This window comes from Fibrobacter sp. UWEL, from assembly GCF_900142535.1.
Taxonomy (GTDB): Bacteria; Fibrobacterota; Fibrobacteria; order Fibrobacterales; family Fibrobacteraceae; genus Fibrobacter.
In genome coordinates, this window is record NZ_FRBE01000004.1 from 1 (window position 1) to 12,617 (window position 12,617).

At 42.9% G+C, this 12,617-nt stretch carries 11 protein-coding genes and 1 CRISPR repeat array (1 of these 12 running past the window's edge); of the genes, 7 read left to right on the forward strand and 4 right to left on the reverse strand.

Going from position 1 to position 12,617, the window contains the following annotated elements; translation table 11 throughout:
* Positions 1 to 255 precede the first annotated feature (255 nt).
* The 4 genes from speA to BUB59_RS03610 form a co-directional block, all read right to left on the reverse strand.
* On the reverse strand, positions 256 to 2,157 hold the full coding sequence (gene speA / locus BUB59_RS03600) for a biosynthetic arginine decarboxylase (RefSeq protein WP_073225719.1): 1,902 nt from the start codon (positions 2,155 to 2,157) through the stop codon (positions 256 to 258).
* Between the two features lie 18 nt (positions 2,158 to 2,175).
* On the reverse strand, positions 2,176 to 3,450 hold the full coding sequence (locus BUB59_RS03605; RefSeq protein ID WP_073225721.1) for a saccharopine dehydrogenase family protein: 1,275 nt from the start codon (positions 3,448 to 3,450) through the stop codon (positions 2,176 to 2,178).
* A gap of 249 nt (positions 3,451 to 3,699) precedes the next feature.
* Entirely contained in the window at positions 3,700 to 3,867 is a 168-nt protein-coding gene (locus tag BUB59_RS15320; RefSeq protein ID WP_159433321.1) for a hypothetical protein, read from the reverse strand.
* Positions 3,868 to 3,879: 12 nt separating this feature from the next.
* Positions 3,880 to 4,086, reverse strand: a complete 207-nt coding sequence (locus BUB59_RS03610) for a hypothetical protein (RefSeq protein ID WP_073225723.1) — start codon at positions 4,084 to 4,086, stop codon at positions 3,880 to 3,882.
* A gap of 321 nt (positions 4,087 to 4,407) precedes the next feature.
* Here BUB59_RS03610 and BUB59_RS03615 point away from each other — a divergent pair, with 321 nt between their 5' ends.
* The 7 genes from BUB59_RS03615 (at position 4,408) to cas2 (ending at position 12,135) form a co-directional block, all read left to right on the forward strand.
* On the forward strand, positions 4,408 to 6,696 hold the full coding sequence (locus BUB59_RS03615; protein ID WP_073226065.1) for a CRISPR-associated helicase/endonuclease Cas3: 2,289 nt from the start codon (positions 4,408 to 4,410) through the stop codon (positions 6,694 to 6,696).
* A 34-nt stretch (positions 6,697 to 6,730) separates the two neighbouring features.
* Positions 6,731 to 7,447 carry a type I-C CRISPR-associated protein Cas5c gene (gene cas5c / locus BUB59_RS03620; RefSeq protein WP_073225725.1) on the forward strand — a complete coding sequence of 239 codons (717 nt, stop codon included), beginning with the start codon at positions 6,731 to 6,733 and terminating at the stop codon, positions 7,445 to 7,447.
* Entirely contained in the window at positions 7,444 to 9,204 is a 1,761-nt protein-coding gene (gene cas8c / locus BUB59_RS03625) for a type I-C CRISPR-associated protein Cas8c/Csd1 (protein ID WP_073225727.1), read from the forward strand. The genes cas5c and cas8c overlap by 4 nt, the downstream gene beginning before the upstream one ends.
* 12 nt (positions 9,205 to 9,216) lie before the next feature.
* Positions 9,217 to 10,086, forward strand: coding sequence for a type I-C CRISPR-associated protein Cas7/Csd2 (gene cas7c, locus BUB59_RS03630; protein ID WP_073225729.1), 870 nt, complete (start codon positions 9,217 to 9,219; stop codon positions 10,084 to 10,086).
* A 65-nt stretch (positions 10,087 to 10,151) separates the two neighbouring features.
* Entirely contained in the window at positions 10,152 to 10,811 is a 660-nt protein-coding gene (gene cas4, locus BUB59_RS03635; RefSeq protein ID WP_143160212.1) for a CRISPR-associated protein Cas4, read from the forward strand.
* Positions 10,808 to 11,842: a type I-C CRISPR-associated endonuclease Cas1c gene (gene cas1c, locus BUB59_RS03640; protein ID WP_073225732.1), complete on the forward strand. Its 1,035-nt coding sequence runs from the start codon at positions 10,808 to 10,810 to the stop codon at positions 11,840 to 11,842. The genes cas4 and cas1c overlap by 4 nt, the downstream gene beginning before the upstream one ends.
* Before the next feature lie 2 nt (positions 11,843 to 11,844).
* Positions 11,845 to 12,135, forward strand: coding sequence for a CRISPR-associated endonuclease Cas2 (gene cas2 / locus BUB59_RS03645; RefSeq protein ID WP_073225734.1), 291 nt, complete (start codon positions 11,845 to 11,847; stop codon positions 12,133 to 12,135).
* Between the two features lie 179 nt (positions 12,136 to 12,314).
* Positions 12,315 to 12,617: direct repeats of the CRISPR family, unit length 32 nt; unit sequence ATCGCACCCCGCGTGGGTGCGTGAATTGAAAC; it runs 3,406 nt beyond the window's last position.

Genomic DNA, 12,617 nt, shown 5'->3' on the forward strand with positions numbered 1-12,617 from the left:
GATGAATGGATGGAAGATAAAGCTTACTTAACCGAGAAGGAGATGGGAAAATCCGCTTTTTGCGCATGAATTTACAGAAAAGGACTTGCCTAATCAGAGCCGTGAAGCAATCGCTTAATGATTTGTTTAATTTCCATCAATTCTAATATAATCCATTTGGACTGAAAATAAAGAAAGTCCCGTCATAAGACGGGACTTTCCATATTCTAAAATGGAATGGCAATCATCATGTCATTCCGAGCGAAGTCGAGGAACCTACTGCTCCAAATAGGTATATCCGTAAAGACCGGAACGGTAGATGTTCAGGAATTCCTTACCTTCCTTCACGGTAATCTTTCCTTCCTTCACGGAACCGGTCACCCAGTTTTCCATGGTCTTCACGAGAGCCTTGTCGCTGAAGTTCACGTAGTCCAGCACGTCTTCCACGGATTCACCGTCGATGACCTTATCGATCTCGTAGCCGCCCTTATTGTCGCAAACAATATGGACTGCGTTGGTGTCGCCGAAGAGGTTGTGCAAGTCACCGAGAATTTCCTGATAGGCACCCACCAGGTAAACTGCGATGTAGTAAGGTTCGTCCTTCTTCAGCTTGTGCAGCGGAAGAGTGCGGCTCACATCGCCACCGCGAACGAACATGCCAATCTTACCATCAGAGTCGCAAGTCACGTCCTGAATGGTAGTTTCAACCGTAGGTTCTTCGTTCAAACGCTGGATAGGCATCACCGGGAAAATCTGGTCAATAGCCCAGCTGTCCGGCAGGCTCTGGAACAAGCTGAAGTTACCGAAGTACTTTTCAGCCAGCAGGCGGGGCAGTTCTTCCAGTTCATAAGGCGGATGGCGCAGGTCGCTTGCAATCTGGTTCACTTCACGAGCGATGCTCCAGAACAGACGTTCAGACATAGCGCGGGTGGGCAGGTCGTAATCGCCTACCTTGAAGCCACTCAGCACGTCGTCGTTCAGCTGCATGGCATCATGCCAGCTTTCCAGCAGGTTCTTGGGGGTAAGACCCTTATAGATGCTGTACAAGTCCTTCAGTGCGTCCGGTGCATCTGCGGCGATTTCATGTTCTTCTTCGTCGAAGAATGCCTGGCCAGCAGTTTCCAGAATGTTGAACACCAGCACGGAGTGATGAGCGGTCAACGCACGGCCGGATTCTGCAATCACGTTGGGGTGAGGCAGATTTGCATCGCGACAGGCTTCGTACAAAGCGTACACAACGTCGTTGGCGTATTCCTGGATAGAGTAGTTTACGGAACTTGCGTTGGAACTGCGGGTTCCATCGTAGTCCACACCAAGGCCACCGCCAACGTCCACAAATTCAAGGCCCATGCCCATCTTGCGAATCTGCACGTAGAACTGAGACACTTCGCGAAGGCCGCTCTTGATGTGGCGAATGTTGGTAATCTGGCTACCCAGGTGGAAATGGATCAGCTTCAGGCAGTCTTCCATTCCTTCTTCCTTGATGTAGTCCAAGGCTTCCAGGAGCTCAGAACTGTTGAGACCGAACTTGCTGTGGTATCCACCGGATTCTTCCCACTTGCCGCTACCGGAGCTAGCCAGCTTAATGCGAACACCAATGTTGGGGCGAATGCCGATTCTGCGAGACAGTTCCACCACCAGGTGGAGCTCGTTCATCTTTTCAACCACGATGAAGATCTTCTTGCCCATCTTCTGTGCAAGGAGAGCCAGTTCGATAAAGTCTTCGTCCTTGTAGCCGTTACAGATAATCAGGGCGTCCGGATTATCCATGTTGGCAAGTACTGCGTGAAGTTCCGGCTTGGAACCTGCTTCCAGACCGATGTTGAACTTCTTGCCATGACGGACCACTTCTTCAAGCACGGCGCGCTGCTGGTTCACCTTGATGGGGAACATGCCGTAGTAAGTGCCTTCGAAGCCATATTCCTTGCGGGCGTTGTTAAAGCATTCGTTCAGCTTTTCAATGCGGCTGTCCAGAATATCCGGAAAACGCAGGAGCATGGGGGTAGAAACGTCGCGGATAGACAGTTCCTGCACCAGGTCGTAAAGGTCAATTTCTGCACCCTTGTCCTTCATGGGAGCGACGGTTGCATGACCCTTGTCGTTGATGTCAAAATAGTTGACGCCCCAACCACGAACGTTGTACAAATCGCGGGAGTCGTCGATACGCCATTTCTTCATTTCGCAAATCCTTGGGGATTAGTCGACCAGGGTCGGGTTAAAGTCTTCCTGCCAAGGCAGGCCGTACTTGTTCAGTGCGTCCATGTAAGGATCCGGATCGAATTCTTCCACAGTATGAACGCCCGGGGTGGTCCACTTGCCGGTAAGCATCATCAATGCACCGCACATTGCCGGAACGCCGGTGGTGTAGGCGATAGCCTGGCTGCCCAATTCCTTGTAGCATTTCTGGTGGTCGCAAACGTTGAACAGGTAGTAAGTCTTGGGCTTGCCATCCTTGGTGCCCTTGAAGATACAACCGATGTTGGTCTTACCCACAGTGCGGGGGCCAAGGCTTGCCGGATCCGGAAGGAGAGCCTTCAGGAACTGGATAGGAACGATTTCCTGACCGTTGAACATGATAGGATCGGTACGCAGCATGCCCACGTCTTCCAGGCAGCGCATGTGGTCCAGATAGCTCTGGCCGAAGGTCATGAAGAAGCGGATGCGCTTTACGCCCGGAATGTTCTTGGCGAGAGATTCAATTTCTTCGTGGTGCAAGAGGTACATGTCCTTCTGGCCCACAGACTTGAAGTTGTATTCGCGCTTGATGCTCATGGCCGGGATTTCAACCCAGTGGCCCTTGCCGTTTTCGTCGGTATCCCAGTAGGAACCCGGAGCGGAAACTTCGCGGAGGTTGATTTCGGGGTTGAAGTTGGTGGCGAACTTGTAGCCGTGATCGCCGCCGTTGCAGTCCAGAATATCGATTTCTTCGATGGTGTCGAACTGGTGCTTCAGAGCGTAGGCGCAGTATGCCTGGGTAACACCCGGATCAAAGCCAGAACCCAACAGAGCGGTAAGGCCCTTTTCTTCAAACTTCTTGGCGTATGCCCACTGCCAGCTGTAATCGAAGTAGGCGCTGAATCCTGCTTCCTTGCAGCGCTTGTCGTAAACCTTGCGCCATTCCGGATCGTCGATGTTTTCCGGTTCGTAGTTGGCGGTATCCATGTAGTTCACGCCGCATTCAAGGCATGCGTCCATGATGGCAAGATCCTGGTAGGGAAGTGCGATGTTCATGACCAAGTCCGGCTGATATTCCTTAATCAGCTTCACCACGTTTTCGGCCTTGTCGGCGTCAACGGCAGCGGTGGTAATCACCGTCTTGGAATTAGGGCGGATCTGTTCGGCCAGCTTTTCGCAGTTTTCGCGGTGGCGACTTGCGATGCAGATTTCAGAGAAAACTTCGCTGACGGTGCAGCACTTCTTGATAGCGACGGTGGCAACGGCACCACAACCGATAATCAGAGCTCTTGCCATTTTTTTGTCTTTCCTTTTTGAAAAAATGAACGGTCAGGGGTGGCGACCCCTGAAAGAAAAAATAAGTAAGAGTAAATATAGAAAGCGGGGAAGGACAGACTCTAGAATGGTTTTGAAAAGTAGAGTGAATTACAATAAATCTTTTGTTCAATAGACGTTTTTGATTAGTGTGCGTTTGTGCATGTTGGGGATGCCTGGAAACAAAAAGGATCCGTCGTTAAGACGGATCCATCAATACTACCTGAAAGACTACTTGGTGACATGTTTCTTGATATTTTCCACACATTCATACAAGTGCCTTGCACGAGCATAATGTTCGCCACCTTCGCCATTTCTAGCCTTTGCCCACTCGCGATCAGCCTGTCTCTGCTTCAATGCGAGTAAACGTTCTTTCCCTGCTTCTGTCATTTGAGACATTCTGAAACTCCATTAGAAGTACTTGCTATTGTCAACCATGTTACGAAGGCGGTCGCTTTCATCCCTTGCTTTTTGTCTTTGGGAATCGGAAAGAGTCCTGCCGTTGTAGGTGCCTGTTCTTGCAGCACGGTCGTAAACCTGCGATCTACGATCTGCTTCTCGCACGCAACCTCTTACAATACCTTCACCAATGCTTTTTGCGATATCAAAGAAACCCATAGTTTATCTCCTTGCTTAGATTTTTGATGACTCTAGTAATCTATGCCCATTTGTATCGAGTATAATTTTTTTTTGAAAAAGTCCTAGTACAATCAGGAATACTAATTTCAACATAAGACTCGTTTTTTGCCTAAGATTTCGCTTGCAAATCGGTCTTGAAAAAATGTTTCCAAAGTAGCAACAATAAAGAAAATCTTTATTGTACAAAAGGTGTGTCCCAGAATGCTCGATGAGAATTCATTAGTAATAATTTGTCGGGAAAAATACAGTTTTTTTGACAATGTCATTAAATGACGTGTGAATGAGGCTATATTACCTATTATGAATCCAATTGCTCACATTCGTCCTTTAGAAGATGGTTCTTTCCTTGAACAGCCCTTATTTGGCCCTAATGGCCATTTAGATGGTGTTGCTGAACTTGCTGAACAGTTTGCCACCTCGTTTGGGGCACAACAATTTGCAAAATTGGCTGGTTTTTGGCATGATTTGGGAAAATACAAGAAAGATTTCCAGAATTATATTCGTCAATCGTCCGGTTATCAAAATGATGTGGCTAATGAAGGCGGTTCCGGAAAAGTGGACCATACTGCCGCAGGGGCAATGTTTGCAGTTGAAAAAAATCCTGTTTGGGGGCAATTACTTTCCTATTTAATTGCAGGGCATCATACTGGCTTGCCAGACTATTTTAAAGATAAAGCGGAAGGTAGTTGCTTACAAGATCGCTTGCAAAACAAAGAACATTTAGAATTAGCAAAGCAGGGGTCTATACCGCCCGAACTTTTGGACTTGGATTTTAGCAATCATCCAGAAAAAGATGTTTGCATAAAGAAAGATAATGGTCAACTAGATGATAAGCAACTTCATTTATGGTTGCGAATGCTTTATTCTTGTTTGGTTGATGCGGATTTCCTTGATACTGAAAGATTCATGTCGCCAGATATGAACGAAAATCGAGGTAATTCATTATCTTTAATTGAATTGCGAAAAAAATACGATGAGTTTATGGCCGAGAAAACTAAAAATTCGGCCAGAACTCCAATTAACGAAATTCGCTCACAAATATTAAGGGATTGCAGAAATTCCGCACAAGAAAAACCGGGCTTCTTTTCTTTGACAGTTCCTACAGGAGGTGGGAAAACATTGGCTTCCATGGGATTTGCCTTGGACCATGCAATTAAATATGGTTTTAGTCGTATAATCGTTGCGATTCCTTTTACCAGTATTATTGAGCAAACTGCCGATGTATTGAGGTCTGTTTTTGGCGAAGATGCGGTCTTGGAACACCATTCCAATTTGGATCCAGAAAAGGAAACTGTAAAATCTAGGCTGGCTACTGAAAATTGGGATGCACCCATAATTGTTACAACTAATGTGCAATTATTCCAGTCTCTGTTCGCTGCAAAATCAAGTTCTTGCAGAAAACTTCATAATATCGTTGGCTCTGTTATAATTCTTGACGAAGCTCAGACTTTGCCTCCGGATTATTTAAAGCCGATTCTCTCTGTAATGGAGGGCTTGGTTGACTACTTTAAAACGTCTATCGTTCTTTGTACTGCTACTCAGCCTGCGTTGGAGGGGCATATTGGAAGTATGCAACGAGGATCTGAAGGGGGATTTGAGGGAATAGAAAAGAATAAAGTTCGAGAGATAATGACAGATGCATCTTTGTCCGAAAAAATGTCTCGAACAAATGTGTCCTATATAGGAACAATTGACGAGTGGTCTAATCTTGCCGAAAAACTAATGACACATGACCAGGTCCTTTGTATCGTTAATACGCGTAAGGACTGTAGAGAGCTACATAGTCTTATGCCTGAAGGAACCATTCATCTTTCGGCATTGATGTGTGGTGAACATAGAAGTAAAGTTATTGCAGATATCAAGAAAAAATTGAAAAATGGAGAATCTGTGAGAGTTGTCAGTACGCAGCTTGTTGAGGCTGGCGTTGATATCGATTTCCCGGTTGTGTATAGGGCAACGGCTGGTTTGGATTCTATTGCTCAGGCTGCTGGACGGTGTAATCGAGAAGGACTGCGCGATAAGGGTGAAGTTTATGTATTTAGCCCTGCGAAGAAAACTCCATTAGGTTTGTTGAGGTATGGTGAGGATTCTTTTAGCGATATGATTGTCTCCACATTTTCGGACAATCGCATTGAATTGCTTCCGGAGCAATTTAGGAAATACTTTGAAAAATTCTTCCATCGAGTCATTTCGTTTGACAAGAACGACATTATGGGGTATCTTGCAAAAGATGCCGCTAGACTCAAGATTCAATTTCGTTCAGCTGCAGAAGAATTCAGTTTAATTGACGATCGAGGTCAAAAAAATATCATCGTTTGGTATTCCGGTAAATACGATAGTAGAAAACTTTTGAATCAAATTGCGGCTTGTGGACCAAGAAGAGATTCAATGAGACGTCTTCAGCGTTTTTCAGTGAATATTCCCGAAAAGTTATGGCTTGAGTATCAAAAGGCAGGCTATATCAGTAAGGTAAAAACGAATAATGGAGAACTTGATATGTGGTGTCAGGCAGTTCCTGAGTTGTATGATGAAAAATTTGGACTTTCCTTGAATGGACCAAAATTTCAGGGTGATGAATTTATTTGTTAAAATGAGTGTATATTGATAAAAAAAGAAGGTTTTAATGGAACATTTTATGAAAGAGTTTTGTTTGGAAGTGTGGGGCGATTATGCTTGTTTTACACGTCCGGAAATGAAGGTTGAACGAGTTAGTTATGATGTGATAACGCCTTCTGCCGCTAGAGCTATTTTTTCCTGCATTTTTTGGAAACCTGCAATTTTATGGCATATTACCAAGATTGAAGTTTTGAATCCTATAGAATGGGTTTCTGTGCGTAGAAATGAATTAGGCGCAGTTGCTTCTCCTAAAACAAAGGAATTATTTATTGAAGAAAATCGCCAGCAAAGGGCCGGACTTTTCTTAAAGAATGTTCGCTATCGAATTTATGCTAAGCAGGAGTTTATTCCTCAAAATAAAAGGCCTCAAACAAGAGCATTGCCGGAGAATCTTGTAGATAAGGACGAGATAGAATTACTTCGCAAGGATGAAAATCCAGGAAAGTACAACGCAATGTTTGAGAGAAGGGCGAAAAAGGGCCAATGCTTTAATCAACCTTACTTTGGGTGTCGAGAATTTTCCTGTCATTTTAGGCTTATTGAAAATATTGACGAAGAAATAAAGAATAAACCCTCTATAAACGAGACTCGCGATTTGGGATTCATGTTGTATGATATGGATTACTCAAATGAAAAGGATATTAAGCCCACTTTCTTTAGAGCAAAAATAGAAAATGGCGTAATAAATGTTCCTGCATGGAAAAGTGAGGAGATTCGTAAATGATTTTACAAGCTCTCTATGATTATTACCAACGCAAAAGTAGCGATCCTGAAAGTGGAATTGCCCCAGAAGGTTTTGAATGGAAAGAAATCCCATTCATTGTTGTGATTGACTACAATGGAAATTTTATTCGACTAGAAGATACTCGGACTATAGAAGGAAAGATAAAAAGAGCTAAGTCATTTTTAGTTCCAGCATCTGTATCTAGATCTGCAGGCATTAAGCCAAATTTTCTTTGGGATAATGCAACCTATACATTAGGGGTTCCGGGAACAAAAAAGGCCGACAAGAAAGCTGCAGCAAAACTTGCTGCTTTTATTGACGTACTTGAAAAATCAACGCTAAAGGATACAAAAGAAATTGTTGCTTTGGTAAAGTTTTTAAAATCTGATCCCATACAAAAGATTTCAGAATTATTGAAGGAAAATGAGGCTTGGCTGGAAGTTCAAGAAGTAGTACCTAATGTTACATTTTCCTTTAATGGTGAATCTGAAAAGGAACCCGTCTGTTCTAGGTTCAATGATGTTATAAAAGATTATCTAAAAGAAACGCCTTCAACAGAAAATGTTGGCACTTGCTTGATAACGGGTGATAATAAACCTTTGGCAAGGCTCCATACACTGATATCGGGCTTTCCTGGGGCGCAATCTGCAGGAGCAGGGATTGTATCTTTTAATAATAAAAGTTTTTGTTCTTACGGAAAAGACCAAAGCTTTAATGCTCCTGTGTCGGAATCCGCGATGTTTGCCTATACCACAGCATTGAAAATGATGTTGGCCAAAGACTCTAAAAATAAATTGCGTATTGGCGAAACTTCCGTTATTTTTTGGTCTGATAAAAAGACCGAGTTCGAGGAAAATTTCCCGTTTTTCTTTGGCTATGAAAAAGATAATCCAGATGCAGATATTCGTGCGGTAAAACAATTGTACGATTCTGTTTATACAGGAGTGTCAGTGCCAAATTCAGATGCAAAATTCTTTGTACTGGGGTTATCTCCTAATGCAGCAAGACTTTCTGTTCGTTTTTGGCACGCAGGGTGCATCAGTGATTTTTCGTCAAAAATCAAACAGCACTTTGATGATCTAGAAATTATTCGAGGTCCTAAAGATGAAGGGAAATATGCACTATTTTGGTTACTGAGTGCAATTTCGCTTGAAGGGAAAACTGATAATTTGCCTCCAATTTTGGTAGGGCGATTAATGGATGCCATTTTTAAAGGTTCTCCTTATCCGGAACTTTTACTAAACCAAACATTATCTAGGATTCGAGCTGATCGGAATATTTCAAGGATTCGAGCTGATCGGAATATTTCAAGGATTCGAGCGGGAATATTAAAGGCTTATTTGAAACGCAAACAAAGAATTTATAACAATGAAGAGAAGGAGATAACAGTGGCTTTAGATACAACAAATACGAATGAAGGTTACCTTTTGGGTCGTCTTTTTGCAGTACTTGAAAAATTGCAGGAAGATGCTCAACCTGGAATCAATACAACCATTAAGGATCGCTATTATGGCGCAGCATCCTCAACGCCGATTACAGTTTTTCCGCAGTTGCTTAAGTTGAAGGTTCATCATTTGGCCAAACTTGACAACCAAGGCCTCAAAGTGAATTTTGAAAAGAGAATTGGTGAGATTATGGAACTGCTACCACCCTCTATGCCATCTCATATGAATTTAGAAGATCAAGCAAAATTTGCAGTTGGTTACTATCATCAACGCCAAGATTTTTTTAAGAAAAAAGAAACTGAAAATAACTAAGAGGAATGAAATATGGAAAAAGAAACTATCAAACATCGCTATGATTTTGTGTTGCTTTTCGATGTGAAAGATGGCAACCCCAATGGAGATCCTGATGCAGGTAATTTGCCTCGCGTAGATGCCGAAACAGGCATGGGACTCGTAACAGACGTTTGCTTGAAGCGAAAGGTTCGCAATTTTGTACAGATTGCAAAGCAAGGCTCTGCAGGTTTCGATATCTTCATTAAAGAAAAGGCTGTATTGAACAACGCAATCGATGCCTCTCATGAAACTGATGCGGTCAAAAATGCCAGTAAAGACAAGAAAACGGATGCTGCACGCCAAGTAATGTGCGATGCATATTATGATATCCGTACATTCGGCGCCGTGTTAAGTACAGGGAAAAATGCGGGGCAGGTTCGTGGCCCTGTTCAAATGACTTTTGGTCGTTCTGTTGATCCAGTGGTTACTTTAGAACATAGTATTACTCGAATGGCGGTAGCCACTGAAAAAGAAGCGGAAAAGCAGAATGGTGACAATAGAACCATGGGCCGAAAGTTTACTGTTCCCTACGGTCTTTATGTTTCCCATGGTTTTGTGTCTGCAAATTTTGCTGCACAAACAGGCTTCACTGACGAAGACTTAACTCTTTTCTGGGAAGCTCTTGAAAAGATGTTCTGGGAAGACCATTCCGCTGCTCGAGGCGAAATGAATGTCCGTGGACTTTATGTCTTTGAACATGAATCTGCATTAGGCAATGCTCCTGCCGATGCTCTTTTTGCAAAAATTAAGATTTCCAAAAAGGATGATTCAGCACCGGCACGTTCCTTCGACGATTATGTGGTAGAAGTTGATGATTCTTCTCTGCCTAATGGTGTTACTTTGACAAAGAAAGTTGGTTAAGCTTGTAAACGGAAGATTAAAGTGGAGAAGGAATTTTCCTTCTCCACTTTTTTATGGAGATGAGTATGCCGTATACCGATGAAGATTGCATCGCCATATCAGGTTTACAACATTTGGCCTTTTGCAAAAGACAATGGGGGCTTATTCATTTAGACCAGGAATGGGCAGAAAATTTCTTAACTGCAGAAGGTCGGGTAATGCACGAACGAGTGGATTCGGGATATCAAGAATTTCGTCGAGGTGTACGTCAGTATTCTGACCTCCATATACGGAATTTAGAGCTTGGATTGTATGGCAGAATGGATGTTCTTGAAGTTGAAAAAACTGACGGTCCGAGTATTGATATTCCGTGGATAAATCTTTCGGGTAATTGGAAATTGAGGCCTGTTGAATTCAAACACGGAAAACCTAAAAATCATGACGCCGACTTAATTCAGTTGTGCGCACAGGCTTTGTGTATTGAAGAAATGACTGGGATTCCTATTACTGAGGGTTCCATTTATTACTGTGAAATTCGACGAAGAACGGAATATTCTTTTTCTGAAGATATCCGAAGTAGAACCATTGAATTAACAAACGAAGCCCATTCTTTGATCAAATCTGGAAAACTTCCGACTGCCGAGAAAAATCATAATTGCAAGTCATGCTCACTTATTGAGTTTTGCCAGCCAAGAGTAAATCAGTCTGCTAGAATGGAAAAATATTATCAGGAGTTATTTGGATGAAACTTGTAAAAAATACACTGTATGTAACTCTTGAGGGGGCTTGGGTTCATAAGGAAGGCGAGGCTGTGACCATTCATAAGGAACATTCTAAAGTAGCTCAATTTCCATTACATCAAATAGGGGAAATTGTGTGTTTTGGTTTTGGTATCGGGGTGTCTCCCAATTTGACAGAACATTGTGCATCAAAAGGAGTAACGATTACTTATGTAGATGGGCGGGGTAAATTCCTGGCACGAATGCAAGGACCTGTTCACGGAAATGTTCTACTTCGTCGCTCTCAATATCGAATTGCTGATAATCCAGAGATGTCTCTGTCAATTGCTAAATGTTGCATTGCAGCAAAGATTCAGAATCAAAGAAATGTGTTGCTAAGACATTTAAGAAATCATCCTAATTGCGATGGCGAAATGGAATTGAAGAGTTCTATTTCTGCAATGGAGCATTCTTTAACTACTGTAAAGAATGTTAGCGAAGCAGGAACCTTACGAGGGATTGAAGGTGATGCTGCGGACCGCTATTTTAGTGTTTTCAATTATTTGATATTGAACAAGGATTCTGAATTCGTTTTTAAATCAAGAAACAGAAGACCTCCAATGGACCGGATAAATGCGATGCTTTCCTATGCATATTCTATTCTCGCTCTTGATATTCGGTCTGCGTTAGAATGTGTCGGGCTTGATCCTTATGTGGGATTTTTACATGTAGATAGGCCGGGAAGGCCTAGTCTAGCACTAGATTTGATGGAGGAATTTAGAGCCCCCATAGCAGATCGACTTGTTCTTAGCTTGGTTAATTTGAAACAGGTTAATTCAAAAGGATTTAAGGTACAGCCTAATGGTGAAGTAGAAATGAATGATGAAACGAGAAAGACTCTTCTTGCTGCATGGCAAAAAAGAAAAACAGAAGAATTATACCATCCATTACTTGAGGAATCTATGCAAACCGGCATGCTGTATGTAGAACAAGCTCGCCTTTTAGCGAAATGTGTTCGTGGTGACATTGAATACTATCCTGCTTATTTATGGAGGTAAAAATGCTAGTACTTGTGACATACGACGTTTCTACGGTAACTGCTGCTGGCAAACGAAGACTTAATCAAGTTGCAAAGGCTTGTAAAGACTTTGGGAATCGTGCACAAAATTCTGTTTTTGAATGCGAAGTTGATCCTGCGCAATGGTGTGTATTAAAAGATCGCTTGCTAAAAATCGTGGATTTGAATCAGGATAGCTTAAGGTTTTACTATCTTGGCAGTAACTGGGAGCGAAAGGTTGAACACCTTGGCGTAAAAGAACCGCCAGATATGCATGATTTATTGGTGATATAAGGCTATCGCTAACCTATAATCCCACTAAAAAGCCTAGAATGTTAGCGATTTTCGAAAACGCGATTTTTGAAAGTATTTTGATAATTTGTATTTTTTGAGTGTTGACCATTATCTTATTTTGGATGGTTAGCGAAAAGACCTTTGGAAGCCTTATAAATACAGGGGTTCTGCCGGTCCCTATCGCACCCCGCGTGGGTGCGTGAATTGAAACATCCAACTGCATCTTGATTGCCTGGGTTTCCTATCGCACCCCGCGTGGGTGCGTGAATTGAAACAAAATCAAGATCATACGTTCCATCTTCAAGGCATCGCACCCCGCGTGGGTGCGTGAATTGAAACGTATAGTTTACAAAACCACCGTCAACGCCGAAATCGCACCCCGCGTGGGTGCGTGAATTGAAACCAATGGACTTGGACAGATTTATTTGCTCAAACATCGCACCCCGCGTGGGTGCGTGAATTGAAACCGTTTCGGGAAGCGA

Coding starts and splice junctions, on each gene's coding strand:
- cas5c (WP_073225725.1), top strand. CDS start 6,731: ATGGAACATTTTATGAAAGAGTTTTGTTTGGAAGTGTGGGGCGATTAT.
- cas2 (WP_073225734.1), top strand. CDS start 11,845: ATGCTAGTACTTGTGACATACGACGTTTCTACGGTAACTGCTGCTGGC.
- BUB59_RS15320 (WP_159433321.1), bottom strand. CDS start 3,867: ATGTCTCAAATGACAGAAGCAGGGAAAGAACGTTTACTCGCATTGAAG.
- cas7c (WP_073225729.1), top strand. CDS start 9,217: ATGGAAAAAGAAACTATCAAACATCGCTATGATTTTGTGTTGCTTTTC.
- BUB59_RS03610 (WP_073225723.1), bottom strand. CDS start 4,086: ATGGGTTTCTTTGATATCGCAAAAAGCATTGGTGAAGGTATTGTAAGA.
- cas4 (WP_143160212.1), top strand. CDS start 10,152: ATGCCGTATACCGATGAAGATTGCATCGCCATATCAGGTTTACAACAT.
- cas1c (WP_073225732.1), top strand. CDS start 10,808: ATGAAACTTGTAAAAAATACACTGTATGTAACTCTTGAGGGGGCTTGG.
- BUB59_RS03605 (WP_073225721.1), bottom strand. CDS start 3,450: ATGGCAAGAGCTCTGATTATCGGTTGTGGTGCCGTTGCCACCGTCGCT.
- cas8c (WP_073225727.1), top strand. CDS start 7,444: ATGATTTTACAAGCTCTCTATGATTATTACCAACGCAAAAGTAGCGAT.
- speA (WP_073225719.1), bottom strand. CDS start 2,157: ATGAAGAAATGGCGTATCGACGACTCCCGCGATTTGTACAACGTTCGT.
- BUB59_RS03615 (WP_073226065.1), top strand. CDS start 4,408: ATGAATCCAATTGCTCACATTCGTCCTTTAGAAGATGGTTCTTTCCTT.